Source organism: Klebsiella oxytoca NBRC 105695 (assembly GCF_001598695.1).
GTDB classification, from domain to species: domain Bacteria; phylum Pseudomonadota; class Gammaproteobacteria; order Enterobacterales; family Enterobacteriaceae; genus Klebsiella; species Klebsiella oxytoca.
Map to the genome: position 1 here is coordinate 125936 of NZ_BCZK01000010.1, position 17740 is coordinate 143675.

A 17740-nucleotide genomic window follows, 5' to 3' on the forward strand; every position below is an offset into this window, starting at 1 on the left:
GCGCTTATTCCCAGTCGGTATTCACTTTCACGTCGCTGGCGCCCGGCAGGGCATATACATCTTCGGCGTACCATTTCCGCGAGAGGTCAGCGAGCGTGCCGTCCTTTTTCAGGGCAACCAGCTGCGCGTCAATCGCTTTGATTAGCTGCGGATCGGTATTTTTTTTATACAAATAGACGTTAGGAAACAGGCCGACGGAATCCGAAGCTTTCAGATTAAGATTTAGCGCCTTATTTAACGCCAGCAGCGCGCCAATAGGATAAATCGCCGCATCGTATTCCCCGGAGGCTACCGCTTTAAAGATATCGGCGGCAGACTGCTCGCCGTTGGGCTGCAGATTAATTTGTTGGCCTGGATGTTTTTTATTGTAGTTTTCAATCACCGTATAACGGGCGTCGGAGGTATGAATCGGCACCAGTTTTTTCTTACCGCTGGCGAGATCGCCAAGGTTATGAATATCGTTCTCATCGTTACGTACAATCAGGCGTAAATCGCTGATCCCGGTCGGCTCGCCGGAGTGGTCGTATTTTTCCGCCCGCTCTTTGGTGAGATAAAAGTGATCCGCCGCGAGGGTATAGGCGCCGGTCGATAGGCCGACGATCATAGCATCGCGAGAGACCGCATTAAAATGAAACGTATAGTCCGTTAACCGCTGGTCCAGCACCTTTAACAGGTCGCCATCGTAGCCTGTAATATTGTTGTTATCGTCAACAAAGCTAAAGGGAAAACCGTTAGCATTGACGACAACCTCAACCGTTTTCGCGTTTGGGCTTTTTTCAACCGCCTGCGCGGCGTCCATTCCCATTGCCAACACCAGCGCACTCACCAGTAAAATTTTATTTTTCAAAATACCTTCCCCAAAATGATAACCGTGGAACACTCTTTTCTGCGTTGCCTTGCCAGCGGACGCTCAGAAATCTTTCTGCCCTGCGCAATGCTCTGGCAATCGCCAGGCACAGCACGATATAAATCACCAGCACGACGCAGTAGGCTTCGACAAAATGAAACCCGCGCGCGGCGGCGATATTGGCTTTCGCCATCAGATCAACAACGGTGATGGTGTAAACCAGCGAAGTGTCTTTAATCAGATCGATCAGCACGCTGGTAAAGTTCGGCAGCGCGGATACCGCCGCCTGTGGAAAAATAATGCGTCGGAACTGCGTGAACCCGCTCAGCCCGATTGACCATGCAGCCTCGCGCTGCCCCTTATCAACCGCGTTCCATCCCGCGCGAAAGGTTTCGGCGAAATACGCGCTGAAGATCAGCGATAACGCGGTGACCGCCGCCGCCAGCGGCGAAAGTTTATAGCGGTACATCGTGTCCTGCGGGCCGCCGAACAGCCCGGCGGCAATCCACGGCCAGACGTAAAAAAAGAAATACAGCATCACCAGGACCGGGACCGAACGGCCAAAGGAGAGGAAAACCTTCGCCAGCCATTGAACGCCGGGTACCTGACGAATAATCGTCCACGCCAGCGCTGCGCCCAGCAAAGTGGAAAACAGTAAGGATAATAACGTTATCGTCAGGGTGACCGGCAGCGCGCTTAAAATAAACGTAAAATTGTCCCGAATGAACGCCAGGCTAAACATGTTAATTTATCACTCCAGCAGGAACTGATATTTCTTTTCAATACGAGTGGTAAAATAGAGAATAATACTATTTAGCACCCAGTAGACGATAATAACGCTAATAAATGCCGCGACTTGTTTAGCCCCGTAGCTATTTTGCGAAATCTTTTGTGCACGGCCAAAAACATCCACAATACCAATAATATTGACCAGCGAGGTCATTTTCACAAGATTAATTAAAAGATTGCCAAAGACGGGAATAGCAATAATAAGCCCCTGCGGGAAAATAATCCGTCGTATTCCCTGATGCCAGGGAATATTCAGGCTGATAATGGCCTCTTTCTGGCCGCTATCCACCGCGCGCCACGCTGAACGCATCATTTCTGCAAAGTAGGGACTGATGCTGACCGAGATAGACAGCACCGCAAAGGTGGTATCGCTAATCCACAGCGGCGGCAGCGCCAGCGCGGTCAAAATTAATTTGCCGCCGAAGAAAAACAGCAGGATCAGCAGCGCCAGAGGCGCGCCGCGCAGAATGTCGGTATACCCCTTTGCCGCCGCGCTGAGCGGCTTAAAGCGGCTAAACTGCAGCAGCACAATCAGCAGCGCGATCGTCAAACCAAGCAGCAGCGACGCCAGCGTTATGCCGAGAGTCACGGGTAAATTTTCCAGCAGTTTCGGCACTATTCCGGCGATATCCTGCCAGCTAAACAGCGGGTTATTGTTCATCATCAGCCTCAGGCATGATAGTGCAGTTGCGCAAGAAACGCCCGGGTTCGGCCCTGCTGAGCTGCGCCAAATATCTGTTCCGCCGGGCCCTGTTCAACGATTTCACCGTTTTCCATAAATACCACCCGGGAAGCGACCTGACGGGCGAACGCCATTTCGTGGGTCACGATGATCATCGTCTGGCCCGCGGCGGCAATGGTCTGAATAAGCTCCAGCACTTCACCGACTTTTTCCGGATCCAGCGCGGAGGTCGGCTCATCCAGCAGCAGAACGGCGGGGTTAATCGCCAGCGCCCGCGCAATACCGATACGCTGCTTTTGGCCGCCGGAGAGACTGTGCGGATAGTGGTCTTTTTTATGCAGTAACCCCACCTGCTTTAAGAGTCGTTCAGCAATAGCCAGCGCCTCCTGCCGCGGGCGCTTTTTAGCGTATATCAGGCCTTCGGTAATATTTTGCAGTGCGGTGAGATTATGAAAAAGATTCCACGATTGAAAAACCATAGCGGTTTTTGAGCGTAGTTTTTCAATCTCCTTTTTTCCCGCTTTTGCGCAATCCAGCGCCACGTCATCTATTCTTATTTGCCCGCTATCGGCAGGCTCTAAGAAATTAAGTGTACGTAATAGCGTGGTTTTCCCTGAGCCGCTGGGGCCAATAATGCAAATAATCTCGCCGGAATGAATGCTGAGGGATACCTCTTTTAGCACTCTTTCACCGGAGAAGCTTTTACTGATCTTATTGAGCGTTATCATAATGAGATATTCGTGAATAATGATTATTTGCCGCACACCGGCAATTATTGCTGTACAAAAACTATATTGCCGCCGTTCAGATGATAGCAAACAAGAAAATCATCTATCGAAAGTCAAAAAATAACTTTTTATATATTTGTTATGACAATGAGGCTGGATTGTAATCAAACTTTATTAGCAAAACAGGATAGCGTTAACCGATAATTTTTATTCAGATTTATTGAACAATGAGAACAAATTGTTTCGATTTTAATCATCTCGTCGCCGTCATATCATTTATCACATCGGGGCAACAACGCTCCAACACTGACAAAACGCTTAAGGAATACGACCATGAAATCCATCAAAACTTTCGTTGCAGTTGCCGCACTCTCTATGATCTCTTTCGGTACTTTTGCGCAGAGCATTAGCGCCAGCGCTTCCACACTGGACCGCGCAGAAGCCAAAATTGCCGCTCAGGCCGCAGAGCAAGGCGCGTCTTACAAAATCACCAGCGCTCAGTTCAATAACCGCGTGCATATGACCGCTGAGCTGACGAAATAAAATTTGAAACATTGCCGGGCCGCCGGAAGACACAGGCGACAGCGACAACACGATGAAATAAGGAACAAAATATGAAAAATATCGGCGTAGTCACCGCACTGCTGTTAGCCGCTACCCTTTCGTCCGGCGCGATGGCCGCAGAGAATAGCTTTGCGCGCCCGGAGGCAGGTTCAAATATCGATACATCTGTGCAGCAGAATCATATTGATGTCAGCCATGCCTTTGATAAAGAGAGCCTGACCGCAGGCAATCTTCAGTAAAACACTGCACAGGGCGCGCGCGGAATTATCCGCTGCGCGCCTTACTTTTTCTGCCAGTGTGCCCACGGATTATCCGCCGGCGCTTCCGCTTTTGCCGTATCGGTATCGGACAGCGAATCGATATACAGCGCTTCCACTTCTTTGCGCGCCCACGGCGTACGGCGTAAAAACTTCAGACTCGATTTAATGCTCGGATCGCTTTTAAAGCAGTTAATGTTGATGCGTTTCGCCAGTTCGGCCCAGCCATATTGCGCGACCAGCGCGTTTAACAGCGCCTCCAGCGTGATGCCGTGCAGAGGATCGTTTGGATGCTGCATTGCGTCTTGTTACCTGATTTAAAAATTTTGCTCACCATACTGTCTCCCGACGCTATACGCAACCTGCCTTATCGCCCCTTATCCAGAATTCGCAAAAGCACAGAACCCTCCACGGTCATAAATTAGAAAAGAACGTTATTGGTTGAATATTTTCGCTTAAGGCAAGCTGGCCTCAACCACCCGACTGAGGAATCGATCATGCGCTGTTGTTGTCCCCGAACCCTGAACCTGAATCGACGAAAACACCTGAATACCGCCTTCGGAGAAGACAATGAACGCGACAACCTTACCGATACTGGATCTTGCCCGCTACGCGAACCCCGCTGAAAAAGCGGCGTTTCTCGCCGACCTGCGCCACGCCGCCCGCGATATCGGCTTCTTTTATCTGATCAACCACGGCGTTGATGAGTCGCTGCAGCAGGCTGTGCAGCAGCAATCCCGCGCCTTTTTTGCCCTGCCCGACGATCAAAAGCAGAGGGTGGCAATGATTCACTCTCCGCATTTTCGCGGCTACAACCGCGCCGCTTCTGAATTAACCCGCGGTCAACCCGACTGGCGCGAGCAGTTCGATATCGGCGCCGAGCGCCCGGCCCTGCAGCTTAGCGAACGCGCTCCGCGCTGGCAGCGTCTGCAGGGGCCGAATCTCTGGCCAGAGGCGTTGCCCTCGCTCAAACCCACATTACTGACCTGGCAACGGGAAATGACCCAGGTTGGGATCACCCTGCTGCGCGCCTTCGCCGAAGCGCTGCGCCTGCCGCAGGATGCCTTCGATGGCCTGTATGGTGATAAGCCCAATGAACATATCAAGCTGATCCGCTATCCCGGCCAGCAGGAGACCCAGAGCGCCCAGGGCGTTGGCGCGCATAAGGACTCCGGCTTTCTCAGCTTCCTGCTGCAGGATGAGCAGAAAGGATTGCAGGTCGAAGTCTCTCCTGACCGCTGGATTGACGCGACCCCGCTGGCGGGCAGCTTTGTGGTGAATATCGGCGAGCTGCTGGAGCTGGCGACCAACGGCTATCTGCGGGCAACGGTGCACCGGGTCGTTTCGCCGCCCGCCGACCAGCAGCGGCTGTCGATCGCTTTCTTCCTCGGTGCCCAGCTGGATGCCGTGGTCCCCGTCTACACCCTGCCCGATGAGCTGGCCCGCGAAGCCCTCGGACCGGATAGCGACCCGCAAAACCCGCTGCTGCGCGAGGTGGGCTGGAATTACCTGAAAGGGCGTCTGCGCTCGCATCCTGATGTCGCCGAGCGCTACTACCAGGATGTTTTTCGCGAACGCGCCGAGCAATTGATCGTTTAAACATAACAACAAACACAAGGAATAAGATGATGAAATATGCCGCATTTAAACTGGCAGGGGTTGCACTGTCTCTCTCTCTGGCCTGGACTTCCGCTCAGGCCGCCGCGCTGCGCGTCGCCGCCGACCCGGTGCCGCACGCCGAAATTCTTAATTATATTAAAAAAATCGATCCCAGCCTCGACCTGAAAATCGTCGAACTCACCAGCGGCGTAAACGCCAACGAGCTGTTGGCTAACGGCGACGTCGACGCCAACTACTTCCAGCACGTCCCCTATCTGAAAGATCAGGAAAAAGCGCTGGGCAAAACCTTCGCCGTCGCGGCGACCGTCCATATTGAGCCGCTGGGGATCTATTCGCGCAAGCATAAAGATTTTAAATCGCTGCCCGAGAACGCCACCGTGGCGGTACCGAATAACACCACTAACCTGAGCCGCGCGCTATTCCTGCTGCAAAATCAGGGTTTGATTAAGCTGGCGGCAAAATTCACCGACCCGGCGACCACCCTGGCAACGCCGAAAGATATCGTGGAAAACCCGAAGCACCTGAAAATCCTTGAGATTGAATCCCCGCAGATCCCGCGGTCGCTGGATGATGTTGATCTGGCGGTGATAAACGGCAACTACGCGCTGGAAGCCGGGCTGGTGCCGGCGAAAGACGCGCTGGGTCTGGAGAGCGCCACCAACAACCCGTACGCTAATATTCTGGTGACAACGCCGGCGCTGGCGAACGATCCGCGCATCAAGGCGCTGGCCAAAGACCTCACCTCGCCGCAGGTCGCTGAATTTATTCGTAAGCAGTATAACGGCTCGGTGATCCCGGTTGCCCCTCAGTCATGATTGAGATTGTCGGGCTGAGTAAAACCTATGCCGGAACAGGCCGACCGGCGCTAAACGATGTCTCTCTGCATGTGCCGGGCGGTGCCGTTTACGGCATCCTTGGCCGCAGCGGTGCGGGCAAAAGTACGCTGATACGCTGCCTGAATTTGCTGGAGCGGCCCACGGCGGGCCGCATTATTGTGAACGGGAATGATATTACCCGGATGGATAAAAGCGCGCTGCGCGAATACCGGCTGCGCACCGGCATGATCTTCCAGCACTTTAATTTACTTCACGCCCGCAGCGTCGCTGATAACGTCGCGGTGCCGCTGGAGATAGCCAAAGTGCCGAAAGCGGCCCGCCAGGCTCGCGTGGCGGAACTGCTGGAGCTGGTCGGGCTGTCGGATAAAGCCGCCGCCTTCCCGTCTCAGCTTTCCGGCGGGCAAAAGCAGCGCGTGGGGATCGCCCGCGCGCTGGCCGCACGGCCGGATGTGCTGCTGTGCGATGAGGCCACCAGCGCCCTTGACCCCGAGACCACGGCCTCGGTGCTCAACCTGCTGGCGGACATCAATCAGAAGCTGAACCTCACCATCGTGCTGATCACCCACGAGCTGGAAGTGGTGAAAACCCTCTGCGACCACGCGGCGCTGCTGGAGCACGGTGAGATTATTGAAAGCGGCAGAATTGCCGATTTGCTGGTGGCGCCATGGTCGCGGCTAAGGCAGTCGCTGCTGCACGACCCGCAGGCGGAGCGGGACTTCCTCGCTCGCCACGGTTTACACGGGAGGCCCTTATGCGGAGTAGCATGAGTTGGGAAGATCTCTGGCCGCTGTTGTTTCAGGGCACGCTGGATACCGTTTATATGGTTAGCCTGGCAGCGCTGTTTACCGTGCTGCTCGGGCTGCCAACCGGCGTGCTGCTGTTTATTTCACGGCGTCAGGGTCTGGCGCCAATGCCGAAGCTCAACGCCATCCTCGGCGCAATCATCAACTTTGGTCGTTCGCTGCCGTTTATCGTGCTGCTGATCGCGCTGATTCCGTTCACCCGGTTGATTATCGGCACCACCCTCGGCAGTACCGCCGCGGTGGTTCCGGTCACCATTGGCGCCTTTCCGTTCTTTGCGCGGCTGACTGAAAATGCGCTGGATGAAGTGGACTACGGGCGTATCGAGGCGATTTTATCGATGGGCGGCAATATCTGGCACGTCATCTTTAAATCGCTGCTGCCGGAAGCGCTGCCGACCCTGCTGGCAGGCATCACGCTGACCATCGTCATGCTGATCGGCTTCTCTTCGATGGCGGGCGTGATTGGCGGCGGCGGACTGGGCGATCTGGCTATCCGTTACGGCTATCAGCGCTTTAATAACGAGGTGATGGTCGGCACGGTGCTCATTCTGGTCGCGCTGGTACAGGGGGTGCAGATGGCCGGCGACCGTCTGGTTCGCGGCCTCGCCCACCGCCGTTAACGATGAGCGGATGGCCGCGCGCCATCCGCGATTAAAACCCGCTTTCGCTCACCAGCTTTCGTATCAGCTCCGCTGCCGGCAACTCGCGAATCAGGCTAACGCCCTGTCCGGCCCAGTGGGCGCCGAATTGACGATTTCCCTGCGCTTTTGCCGCCGATGCCAGCGCTTTACCGGCATCATAAGCTACGGGATAAGCCGGAACGAGATGCGGATCGTTTATTTCACGCCAGCCGTTAACCAGACATCTTGCCGGACGTCCGGAGATCGCCGAGGTTAAAACCGTTAGCCCGTCAGGCGCGCCTTTGATGGCCTCACGATAGCCGGCATCCGTGGACGATTCCGGGCAGAGCAGAAACGCCGTTCCCAGCTGCGCGCCGTCTGCGCCCAGGTTCATTACGCAGTTGATTCCTGCGCCGTCCATGATGCCGCCTGCCGCAATAATCGGTAGATCAGTATGCCGTCTCATCGCCTGAATCAGGGTAAAGGTGCTCATCCGTCCGTCTGGCCCCAGGGGGTCAAAGATGCCGCGATGGCCGCCAGCCTCGTAGCCCTGGGCAACCACTATATCGACTCCCTGCGCCTCGGCCAGCAACGCCTCTGCCACGCTGGTCGCACTCGCTAGGGTAACGATACCCTTATCCCGCAGTCGGCGAAGCGTTTCACGATCCGGCACGCCAAAATGGAAGCTCACCGCCGCCGGGGCAAGATCGAGCAGCAGCTCGGCCATTCGCGGCTGCTGATTAAAACTGAGATAGATTTCCGCCAGCGTCTCCGGCGGATGGCTGGCGAAGCGGGCAAATTCCGGGCGCAGCCGAGCCAGCCACCCGGCTTCACGCTGCCGATCCCTTACCGCTGGTGCGTGGCAAAACAGGTTGACGTTAAACGGACGGCTGGTTAAGCGACGGGTCTGGTTAATCAGCGCCTCAGCCTGCTCTATGGTTGACGACCCCAGCCCCAGCGAGCCGAGCGCGCCGGCGCCGCTGACCGCTGCCGCCAGTTCCGGCGTCGACACGCCAGCCATCGGCGCCTGAATAATGGGATAATCAATAGCAAGCTGCTGCGTCAGCCGGTTTTTCATGGTTTGCCCTGTTAAATTTGTGCATTCGGGCCATTAAAATCTCTTTTAGAGATGATAAGATCAACATTATTTTCAATTTAAGAATAAAAATATGAACCACACCACATTAGAGATTTTTAAAACGGTGGCGGAAGAGCGCAGCGTGACTCGCGCGGCAAAACTGTTGGGACGGGCGCAGTCCAATATCACCACCCGCATTCACCAGTTGGAAGAGGAGCTGGGCGTTGAGCTGTTTTCTCGCGGCAATAAAAGGATGCTTCTGTCCCCCGCCGGCGAGCATTTTTTGGGCTACGCGCTGCGAATCCTCAGCCTGGCCGAGGAGGCCAGACAGGCGTTGCACCCGGCGACGCCGGGCGGTAATCTGCGCATGGGGGCGATGGACGCCACCGCCGCAAGCCGCCTGCCGCAGCTGCTTCCCCGCTTTCATGCTCAGTGCCCGGAGGTCAAACTGACCCTTAAGACCCAGCCAACCCGGCAACTTGCTCAACAAGTCCTGGACGCCGAGCTCGATTGCGCGCTGGTGAGTCTGCCGCAGGGAGCGCCTCCGCCTGACGATCTGGAATTTGTCCCGATCTTTCAAGAACAGTTGATGCTGGTGCTTCAGGCTCACCCGCAACCTTTTCGTTTTGCCGCCTTTGCGGAGGGTTGTACCTACCGGGCGATGGGGGAAGCGTTTCTGGCGCAATCAGAGGAGGCGGAGATCGAGATCCAGGATGTCGGCTCCTACCACGCGATGCTCGCCTGCGTTGCCTCCGGCGGCTATGCCGGCATCGTGCCGCTGAGCGTGCTTGAGACCCTGACGCTGCCCGAAGCCAGCCAGCTGCAACCGGTTGGCCAGGCGATCACCCAGCTTATCTGGCGCAAAGGCTACGCCTCCCCGGCCCTTGAGAAGATGCGCCAGCTCCTTGAATCAGCCTCCGACCTTTGAGGCTCGCCGCGCCCCCGCTGCCACCAGCGCAGCGGCAGCCAGCAGCGCTATAGCCGCCGCGCTGAGCGAAGGATTAAACGACCCGCTGCGGTCATACAGCGCCCCGGCAACCAGCGGGCCGACAATTTGCCCGATGCCGTAGGTTGCGGTCATAGCGGCAATCATATTGAACGAAACCAGATGATTCAGCCGCCGCCCCTGGGACAGCGCGATGGTCACGGTGCCCAAAAAGGTGCACCCCACCAGCAGCGCGCTCAATATGCAAAACGGCAACGTATGGCTCCACGCCGGAAGGATCACGCCAACGGCCTGTATCAGCAAATTAAGGGTAAACGCGCGGCGGTAGCCGAGCCTGAGGACCAGCCGATGCCAGAGAAAACAGGAGGGGACGGCGGCAAGACCGAAGATGGCCCAGATCTGCACCGGATCGATAGCGTTCAGCGAACCGCTGAGAAACAGCGGGAGATAGGTGGCGGTAATAATGTAGCCGAAGCCGGCCAGGCCATAAATCAGCAGCAGTTTCCATGCTTCGCGCACCGGCCCCTCGGCCTGCTCATGCTGTGCGGTTGCTGCGGGTTGATAAGCGATAAGGTAGTCTGCGGGGCTCAGCAATAGACGCAGCGCGAGGATAAAAAGCACGCCGGCGCTTAGCGCGCACATCAGCCAGATCTGCTGGCTGGAGAGCGCCAGCGCCTTCCCCAGGGAGATAAATTCCGCCGACAAAAATATGCCCATTCCGACGCCCGAAAAAAGCACCGGCGCACCGTTTGGGTGCTTCATATGCTGGAGCAGCCAGAGTGAGGCGGCAATCAGCGTCACCGCGCTTAATAATCCGGCAATACCGCGAACCGTGATAATCGCCAGCGGAGAAACGAAAACCGCCAGTAAAGCCAGGCACAGTAGCGTCAATAGCGCGGAAAGCAGGCTTAGCCATCTGGCGTCCGTGGGTCTGGCTTTCGCCAGCAGCAGCGCCCCCGCCAGATAACCGGCATAGTTTGCCGAAGCGGCGAGATTACCTTCGCGTAGCGTCAGTACCTGTTCATTAAGCATCAGCGGCAGGATCCCGGTATAGGCAAACCGGCCATAGCCCATACCGACGATCAGTACCACCGATCCGGCCAGCGCCAGCAGAAAGGCCTTCCACTCCGGCCTGAGTTGAAAAACGTTCACCCACTCCCCTCCATTATTATTCTCAAAAAGAGAATAATTTTTAATATTATTCTCTTTCCATTATGATTGCGGTTAACCCGACGCGCAAGCAACGCCACGCGACAACGCGCGGCCTCCAGGAGAAGAAATTTACGGCAAAGGTCGGTGGATGCTTCGGTAAGCAACGAAATGTGGGAGCGAGAAGCTGGGCATCCCTGCCCGGCAGGATTTAGCGGTGGCTAAAAGCCAGCCTGGCAGCAAACAGCATAAAGAGGCCGCCGGTCGCGCGATCCATCCACCGAATGAACAGCGGCGTTTTTAATAGCCGAGCGGCAGAGCGGCTGGTCACAATCAGCGTTAATGACCAGATTGTGCCGATCGCCACATGAATGGCGACCAGCAGGAACGTCCAGGCGATGGGCGAGTGCCCTGCCGGAATAAACTGCGGCAGGAAAGAGACGTAAAAGATCCCCATTTTCGGATTGAGCACATTCCCCATCATCCCTTTTACAAACCAGTTACTTGCCGGGGCCGCCGCCCTGTCCTGATGAACCAAATGACGACGCGGCTTGAGAATTAACTGAATGCCCAGCCAGCATAAATAGACGGCCCCGCACCATTTGAGCAGGTCATACGCCAGTTCCGATGCCGCCAGCAGCGCCCCAAGACCGAAGGCGACTGCAGCTCCCCAGATAAAACATCCCGTATCAATACCCAACGCCGCCTGAAAGGCTTTTTTTCCGCCTTCAACGGTCGCGGTTCGTAAAATTAGCGCGGTATCCAGGCCTGGGGTAAGGGTGAGCAACAGGGCAGCAAAAGAGTAAGCAAACAGGGAATCTGCAACGGACATTTTCTCTCTCCGAAAGCGAAGATTCTAGATAAAACATATCCCAGTGGCAAGCGAAGAATCCCCAATCCTGACGTGCTGTTTTTCAACAATGACGGAAGTCATAGATTAATTTTTGCTAATCCGCGCTTACGTTAAAAAAATGGGGTCGGCGCCTGGTCATATAGGTAATCCACCAGAGAAACCAACGCCGATTTGGAATACTCATCTTTTGCGTAAAAGTATAAACTTTTCGCCGCAGATTCTTTTCATTAATGTTAAGTTCATTTGCAGCCATTCGATAATTGCTTGTTTTACATAACATACTGAAAATTCTTCGCTCATCATCTTTTAAATTATTAAGAAAGTAGCAAAATTCACACCTGTCTTGAGAGCGATACTCTCGATATAAATTAAGTTTCTTAATGATAGTTGCCAGAGAATCCTTAAGGCTAATATGGCGTTTGAGAAACATATTCTCCGCCGGAGGCGAGACGCCTACAACGATATATTTGCGGGTTAAATGGCAATAGCATTCTGACTGCAAATGCATTGCTGGCAGATAGATAAAAGATCTACCTCGATAATATTTATCAAGTTCTCGTTCCAAAGCTTTAAGGCCGTTCAGCACCAGCGGACTCACTTCCCTTTCTTGCTGCATAACACCTTCCTGAAAAATGCTTTTATTTATACTGAACGGTATACAGAAGTTTACTGTTCGCCTGCCCGGCACTAACATTGCTATCAGTCTGGATATAACGAGCATAGAGGGGAATGTTAATCGTATTGGCTCCGGCTTTATTTTCCCCAATCCATGCCAGAGAGGACCATGCCTGTTCTGACCGGGATCGGGATATCTGTACGCCAAGACCGGTGGCGCCACCGCTGTCCAGCGCCATGATGCCTCGCGAGCTGTCAACAAAACCGTTAACGGACTCCAGAGATACGGAATAATAATTATCAGGTCTGGTGGTCGTAGTGATATTGCCCGTTATATAAGAATCCGAAACGTTGTTGTAAGCATTGCGGAAAGTCGCATCACAGGTCAGTACAATACTGGCATCCACCCACGGCGTCGTTGAGTTACCAGTGAAATCGCCGGTGGTATATTCTCCCAACCAAATATCTTTATCCTGAGCACTACAGCTGGGTACAACATAACTTACAGTGCCTCTGAAAGCCATTTTAGTAATTTGCACCGCGCTGCTGTTGAATGCACCGCTGCTGGATTCTGTTGCGTAGAAACTCACCACCGGCAGCGTCGAGGCATCTAAGACGCCGCTAATCGTAGAGTTATTTAACTTAATTAGGTTCATGTTAACTTCAGGAACCAGGACAATATCTGCGCCAGTTGAGCCTACCTCCATGCCGCTTGAATTACTACGAGTATAATATACCCCCAGGCCGTTAATATTAGTTTTATACACCGGCGAACCATTAACAAATACGCCGGTAGTACCGGAGGTATTTTCTATTTTATGGACCCAGTAAATCGTGCCCGTAGCGCAACGTACCGCTGCGGCATCAAAATATTTCCGCACACTCAATAAAACATTATTGTTATGGACATTAGGAGAGATCCGATTAATTGGCAACGAATACGTTTGCAGCGCAGCAGGTGCTGGCGTACTGGTTATAGTGCAGGCCGCTTGAGCATTGGGGGTGACAAAAAATAAGACGACCAGCCCCGAGAACACCCCAGCCGGGAGGCTATTTTTTTTGATAATTTTGCACATAATCACTTATTCCCTTTAGGCTATTCACAACGTAGAGAGAGCTGTTCCAGTGTCTCCGCTTGTCCGTTGCTCAGAACATAAGCCAGGCGGCAAGATTGTTCGCCAGCACGAACCGTTAACACCCCGCGGACCTGCTCGACCCGCGCGTAGATTTGCCCGCCCTGACCTACATAACCCACCGTACGTCCCGAAGCGTCATGAACTTCCGTTCCGAAAGGCAGTGGATGGGCGGCACCTGTCACGGTAATTAATAGCGGATATCCCTGACGGGCCTGATAGCTGATCTTCACTACCGCGCCATCACGCGGGGCAACTCTTTGCGATGTGTTATCCAGCTCTACGCCCCGAGTTGTTCCTTTCGGGTCAAGATGGATATCGTTCAACTGATACGGACTGAGATACGGCACCGCTGCATAGCCCCGTTTGTCAACCTGGATACCGCTATAGCCATTGACGCCAGCGCCCTCAGCGCCTTTAGCCTCTACCAGCGCGAAGGTGTCTCCCTGAAAGGGGCTCAGCGTCAGACCGCCGCTGTGGCCTATCACGGTCCCGCTTACGCCGCCCGAAACGCTGCGGTAATGTCGACCGCTGCCGAACGCCGCATTTAGCGAAGCGAAATTCGCCAGGTACTGCGCGCTCGCCGCCGCGCTGCTGCCGTTACCCTGACTGCTCGTCGTGCCAGACAGGCCGTAGCTGAAGCGGCTATCTTCGCCAAAAGAGCCATTTATACCGGTTCGCAGACTCTGCTCACCGTGACGAGTATGGTCATAGCTAAGGCGCCCCGTTACGGCCTGTCGGCTACTGCCTGGCGTGAAACTGAGATTCACGGAAAGCGTGTCCTGGGAACGTCCGTAGGCGCTCCAGCTGCGTCCGGCGTTAACCCCGTAGCTGAATCGGCCATAATTGTTGCTGTAGCCAAACTGATATTGCTTGTCTACACCTTTGGCGTTCCAGTAGTTCTGCACCGATGAACTCAGGTAAAACTGCCCCCACCCACCCGGCAATCCCTGGCTTGCCGTAAGCGTATAGCGGCTTTTATTACGCCGTATACTATCGGCATGATTCCCCAGGGTAATCGCTTCACGCGTCTGCATGGCGGTCAAATAGTCCATATATCCGCTGGTCGAAAAACGGTAGGCGGCCAGGGAAAAATGACTGGCCGTTTCGGTGATATTTTTGCTATAGCTGAGCCGGTAGCTCTCGCCACTGCGTATTTCGTCATCCTGGCCCCGCTTACCCAATTCCGTACGAGCGAGGGTGGCATCGGCGCTCACTGCACCTAAGGGGGTCGCAATGCCGATACCGCCCTGACCCGCCCGGTAACGCTCGCTGGCCTGCATTCCGCCGTAAACCGTTAGCCAGTTGGTCACGCCCTGCTGCCAGGTCATCTGCCAGAGTGAAGGGTCGGCGGGCAACGAACGATAGTTCAGTTCACCTATTGAGAGTTCATAACGGGACTGGCCCGGACGTAATAGCTGCGTAACGGAAGCGAATGGCACCTGAAAATGCTGTTCGCTGCCGTCGGCTTCGTAAACGGTGACGTCAAGATCCCCGCCATAGCCGGTAGGATAAAGATCATCAATGACAAACGCCCCCGGACTGACGGTTGTTTCATAAATCAGGTTACCGCTTTGGCGGACAGCAATCCGAGCGCTCGTACGGGCAATGCCCCGAATTTCCGGCGCGTAGCCGCGACGGGAGAGCGGTTCCATGCGCTCATCGCTCTCCAGCTTTAGTCCGCTTAGAGGCAGCGTGTCAAAAAGCTGCCCCGAGGTGTTGATCTGGCCGACAGAAATCCGGCCCTTTAAAGCAGGGAGATCCCGCTGAATATAGGTATTCTGTGTTTGATAATGGCCGCCAGCGTGATTATCCCGGCTCCAGTTGCCGTTATGGCGCAGGTACCAGCTACCAATATTGATGCCGCCGTTGAGACTGGCATAAAGGCTGTCATGGTTATAACCGTTGTTCTCACTGCTATATGCGCTAAGGTTGTAGCCCAATAGCGCGGCGGGAATACCGCTATCCCACAATGCGGGCGGTACCGCGTCGCGCGCGCTGCGCTGTTCCCAGACCTGCGGCACCTGAATATTGAGCGTTTGCGCATTACTGTCACTCATCACCGTCGCCCCAGGAATCAGCGCCGTCAGGTCTGTACAGACATCAGCACCGCTGTCCCAGGCGCTATCGGGCAGCATCTCGTGGCGAAGCGGAAGCTGCGTAATCAGCTCAGGCGTCAGGCAGGGCGTGGTACCATGTCCTTCTGCGACGTAACGGACATCCTGATTCACTACCGGCTTTTCGTTAAACCATATCCGCAGCCGATGCGTTCCCTCAGACAGGCTCGCGCCATGGCTAAAACGCGATAAATCCGGCGCTGGACCGGTGCCCAGTCTCAGGAATGAAGGATCAAAATGAATCTCAGCGTTTTCTTTAGCCCTGACGTTTAGCGCAAGGGCAGATAATACGGAAACGGACAGCAGCGCCGCTTTACCGGGGAGTGCGATTCCCTGCATGATGACTTCTCCAGGACAGACAGATAGCGAGTGGACTACTTAACGGTAAAATTCTGCGAACGAATGGCGCCGTAATCATCAATCCATTCAGCCTGTACCTGGCTTCCTCGTGAGGCCTTCACGTGGGGAAAAATACGATCGCTGAACGGGTCCACCATATCCACATCCGCAGTTTTTCCTGCCACGGTGAGGGTGGCGAGGGAAATAAAATAGGGCGTTGGATTGATGGCTTTCAGCCCCTGTTCCGTGGCGGCCCAGCTCAGCGCCTGAGGCGCTCTCGCTGCGCCCTCTTTCAGCGAAGCGGGACGCCAGAAGAATTTAATTCGTGAACGCACCGCCAGCTGCAGATAGTTTTCATTTTTGATCTCGCTACCGGGGCGCCCGGGGATTTCCAGCACGTTGAGCCAGTACAGGGATTCACGATCCTGCGGCAGCGCTGAGGTTGTCAGGCTGCTAATGCGCAAGGCCTGGGCCTTGCCAGAGTCAAGACGATTGATCGGCGGCGTCAGAATAAAGGGGGTGGTGATAGTATCAGGTGTAGCCTCACTATCGCCGGTATCCAGCCAGCTTTGCACCAATACCGGACGCTGCCCATTATTACTAACCTGAACGGTAATTTCTTTTTCATCGCCGGGATAGATAACCCGTGTACCATTAATTACCACGCCAGCCTGAACCGGAAAAGTACACAGCGCACTCATCAGACAACTCAGCGCAGCAGGCAAGAAAATAGTTTTCCTTACATCCATGTGATGTCTCCAGAAATTAATTGGGAAGAGAAAGTGTTCTCTCCCCGCAGAAGCATTACTTATAGATGAGGCTATAGGTCACCTGGGAAGCGACAGTACCGGCTACGACGGCGCCTTCAGCGTAATACTCAACATAGTACGGAAGTGAAGCAGTACCGGAAGATATATCAACATAACCAATAGCTGCGGAATCAAATTGTGCAGCATCGCCAACATTAATAACGCTATTGTTCTGACCATCGCGTAATTGTAGAGAAACATTCTCTGCACCGGACGTCTCTGTATTTATCAGACGTCCGGTCGCGTTATTTACTGTATTACCACCTTCAAAGAAGGCTTTCGCCTGAGTTAATGCACCGGTACAACCGCTCAATTCAAGACTGAAACGAGTTTTACCATTTGTTTTAGTCGCGCCATCAAGTGTATTCGCGCTGACGGTTGGCAGCACTACGGCCGCGTTTGCGCCTGCACCACCGATGTTGACATCACAGGTGGCACCGGTAATCAGGCCGCTGAAACTCACGGTACCGGTCTCAGCCGCCATAACGCTGCCAGACATTAATGCAGAAGAAATTGCAGCGGAAAGAATTACGCGTTTAATGTTCATAAATAAACTCCATTTATTAATAATGTGGGGTATTAATAGGGCAGCAAGCCCACACAACACTTTCAGGACATCTCCCGAGGAAATATAAAATATTTATATATCTCACCATGACCGACGGGGTAAATGTACGGTGTTAACTTACACGCCATACAAATTTCAAAAAAAGTTTAATTTCATCTTCTAATGAAATATCGCGGTAAATAATTTTTTTAGCGCAAATGAGATTAACTAATTATTTGTACTGCCGGTGAAATACGTGCAAAACGATACCTACATCGAAACCAACGATCAATACAAAATATTTAATTGCTATCGCTTATCAATAAATATTAAATCGATCGCTGAAACCGATCCATTCAGCAACAGCAGCGATATATCCATATGATTTACATGGATATGCTTTTTTTA

Annotated in this window: 20 protein-coding genes; 7 read left to right on the forward strand and 13 right to left on the reverse strand. The window is 54.0% G+C overall.

The genetic code is table 11. The annotated features are described in order from the left end of the window. Window positions 1–4: 4 nt before the first annotated feature. From KO1_RS17885 to KO1_RS17900, 4 genes are read right to left on the reverse strand one after another with little or no spacing between them, the layout of a single operon-like run. Window positions 5–847: a transporter substrate-binding domain-containing protein gene (locus KO1_RS17885; RefSeq protein ID WP_004102261.1), complete on the reverse strand. Its 843-nt coding sequence runs from the start codon at window positions 845–847 to the stop codon at window positions 5–7. Next, window positions 837–1589: an amino acid ABC transporter permease gene (locus KO1_RS17890; RefSeq protein WP_004102262.1), complete on the reverse strand. Its 753-nt coding sequence runs from the start codon at window positions 1587–1589 to the stop codon at window positions 837–839. Before KO1_RS17890 ends, KO1_RS17885 begins: the two co-directional genes overlap by 11 nt. Window positions 1590–1598: 9 nt before the next feature. Further along, window positions 1599–2297: an amino acid ABC transporter permease gene (locus tag KO1_RS17895; RefSeq protein ID WP_004102263.1), complete on the reverse strand. Its 699-nt coding sequence runs from the start codon at window positions 2295–2297 to the stop codon at window positions 1599–1601. 8 nt (window positions 2298–2305) lie between these two features. Then, a complete protein-coding gene (locus KO1_RS17900; protein WP_004102264.1) occupies window positions 2306–3046 on the reverse strand; it encodes an amino acid ABC transporter ATP-binding protein in 741 nt (246 codons plus the stop codon). Between the two features lie 333 nt (window positions 3047–3379). Between KO1_RS17900 and KO1_RS17905 the strand changes: the two genes are divergently transcribed. Both KO1_RS17905 and KO1_RS17910 read left to right on the forward strand, forming a co-directional pair. Then, window positions 3380–3589: a YdgH/BhsA/McbA-like domain containing protein gene (locus KO1_RS17905; RefSeq protein WP_004102265.1), complete on the forward strand. Its 210-nt coding sequence runs from the start codon at window positions 3380–3382 to the stop codon at window positions 3587–3589. Window positions 3590–3660: 71 nt separating this feature from the next. Beyond that, on the forward strand, window positions 3661–3849 hold the full coding sequence (locus KO1_RS17910) for a hypothetical protein (protein WP_004113223.1): 189 nt from the start codon (window positions 3661–3663) through the stop codon (window positions 3847–3849). Between the two features lie 41 nt (window positions 3850–3890). Here KO1_RS17910 and KO1_RS17915 read toward each other — a convergent pair whose 3' ends face one another. Next, window positions 3891–4166, reverse strand: coding sequence for a VF530 family protein (locus KO1_RS17915; protein WP_004102267.1), 276 nt, complete (start codon window positions 4164–4166; stop codon window positions 3891–3893). Between the two features lie 271 nt (window positions 4167–4437). On the opposite strand from KO1_RS17915, the gene KO1_RS17920 reads away from it, so the two are divergent. The 4 genes from KO1_RS17920 to KO1_RS17935 are packed head-to-tail and all read left to right on the forward strand — an operon-like array spanning window position 4438 to window position 7746. After that, the gene (locus tag KO1_RS17920; RefSeq protein WP_064407076.1) at window positions 4438–5466 is read left to right on the forward strand and encodes an isopenicillin N synthase family dioxygenase; all 1029 of its coding nucleotides are present in this window, start codon (window positions 4438–4440) and stop codon (window positions 5464–5466) included. Between the two features lie 29 nt (window positions 5467–5495). After that, a complete protein-coding gene (locus KO1_RS17925) occupies window positions 5496–6302 on the forward strand; it encodes a MetQ/NlpA family ABC transporter substrate-binding protein (protein ID WP_004134110.1) in 807 nt (268 codons plus the stop codon). Next, entirely contained in the window at window positions 6299–7090 is a 792-nt protein-coding gene (locus KO1_RS17930; RefSeq protein WP_073971820.1) for a methionine ABC transporter ATP-binding protein, read from the forward strand. The genes KO1_RS17925 and KO1_RS17930 overlap by 4 nt, the downstream gene beginning before the upstream one ends. Next, entirely contained in the window at window positions 7087–7746 is a 660-nt protein-coding gene (locus tag KO1_RS17935) for a methionine ABC transporter permease (protein ID WP_163561152.1), read from the forward strand. Before KO1_RS17930 ends, KO1_RS17935 begins: the two co-directional genes overlap by 4 nt. Window positions 7747–7777: 31 nt before the next feature. Here KO1_RS17935 and KO1_RS17940 read toward each other — a convergent pair whose 3' ends face one another. Next, entirely contained in the window at window positions 7778–8824 is a 1047-nt protein-coding gene (locus KO1_RS17940; RefSeq protein WP_047719811.1) for an NAD(P)H-dependent flavin oxidoreductase, read from the reverse strand. A 91-nt stretch (window positions 8825–8915) separates the two neighbouring features. Here KO1_RS17940 and KO1_RS17945 point away from each other — a divergent pair, with 91 nt between their 5' ends. Continuing rightward, window positions 8916–9752 (forward strand): LysR family transcriptional regulator, encoded by an 837-nt coding sequence (locus KO1_RS17945; protein ID WP_047719810.1) that lies wholly within the window; start codon window positions 8916–8918, stop codon window positions 9750–9752. Here KO1_RS17945 and KO1_RS17950 read toward each other — a convergent pair. The 7 genes from KO1_RS17950 to KO1_RS17980 all read right to left on the reverse strand — a co-directional run bounded on the left by KO1_RS17950 (window position 9735) and on the right by KO1_RS17980 (window position 17332). Continuing rightward, window positions 9735–10922, reverse strand: coding sequence for a YbfB/YjiJ family MFS transporter (locus tag KO1_RS17950; protein ID WP_064407077.1), 1188 nt, complete (start codon window positions 10920–10922; stop codon window positions 9735–9737). The genes KO1_RS17945 and KO1_RS17950 overlap by 18 nt on opposite strands. Before the next feature lie 208 nt (window positions 10923–11130). After that, the gene (locus tag KO1_RS17955; RefSeq protein WP_047719809.1) at window positions 11131–11751 is read right to left on the reverse strand and encodes a LysE family translocator; all 621 of its coding nucleotides are present in this window, start codon (window positions 11749–11751) and stop codon (window positions 11131–11133) included. 115 nt (window positions 11752–11866) lie between these two features. Next, window positions 11867–12388: a hypothetical protein gene (locus tag KO1_RS17960; RefSeq protein ID WP_016807421.1), complete on the reverse strand. Its 522-nt coding sequence runs from the start codon at window positions 12386–12388 to the stop codon at window positions 11867–11869. A 22-nt stretch (window positions 12389–12410) separates the two neighbouring features. Continuing rightward, the gene (locus KO1_RS17965) at window positions 12411–13463 is read right to left on the reverse strand and encodes a fimbrial protein (RefSeq protein ID WP_016807420.1); all 1053 of its coding nucleotides are present in this window, start codon (window positions 13461–13463) and stop codon (window positions 12411–12413) included. A 20-nt stretch (window positions 13464–13483) separates the two neighbouring features. After that, on the reverse strand, window positions 13484–15976 hold the full coding sequence (locus tag KO1_RS17970; RefSeq protein ID WP_047719808.1) for a fimbria/pilus outer membrane usher protein: 2493 nt from the start codon (window positions 15974–15976) through the stop codon (window positions 13484–13486). A gap of 35 nt (window positions 15977–16011) precedes the next feature. Beyond that, a complete protein-coding gene (locus KO1_RS17975; protein WP_004102279.1) occupies window positions 16012–16725 on the reverse strand; it encodes a fimbrial biogenesis chaperone in 714 nt (237 codons plus the stop codon). Between the two features lie 55 nt (window positions 16726–16780). After that, window positions 16781–17332 (reverse strand): fimbrial protein, encoded by a 552-nt coding sequence (locus KO1_RS17980; RefSeq protein ID WP_004102280.1) that lies wholly within the window; start codon window positions 17330–17332, stop codon window positions 16781–16783. Between the last annotated feature and the right edge of the window lie 408 nt (window positions 17333–17740).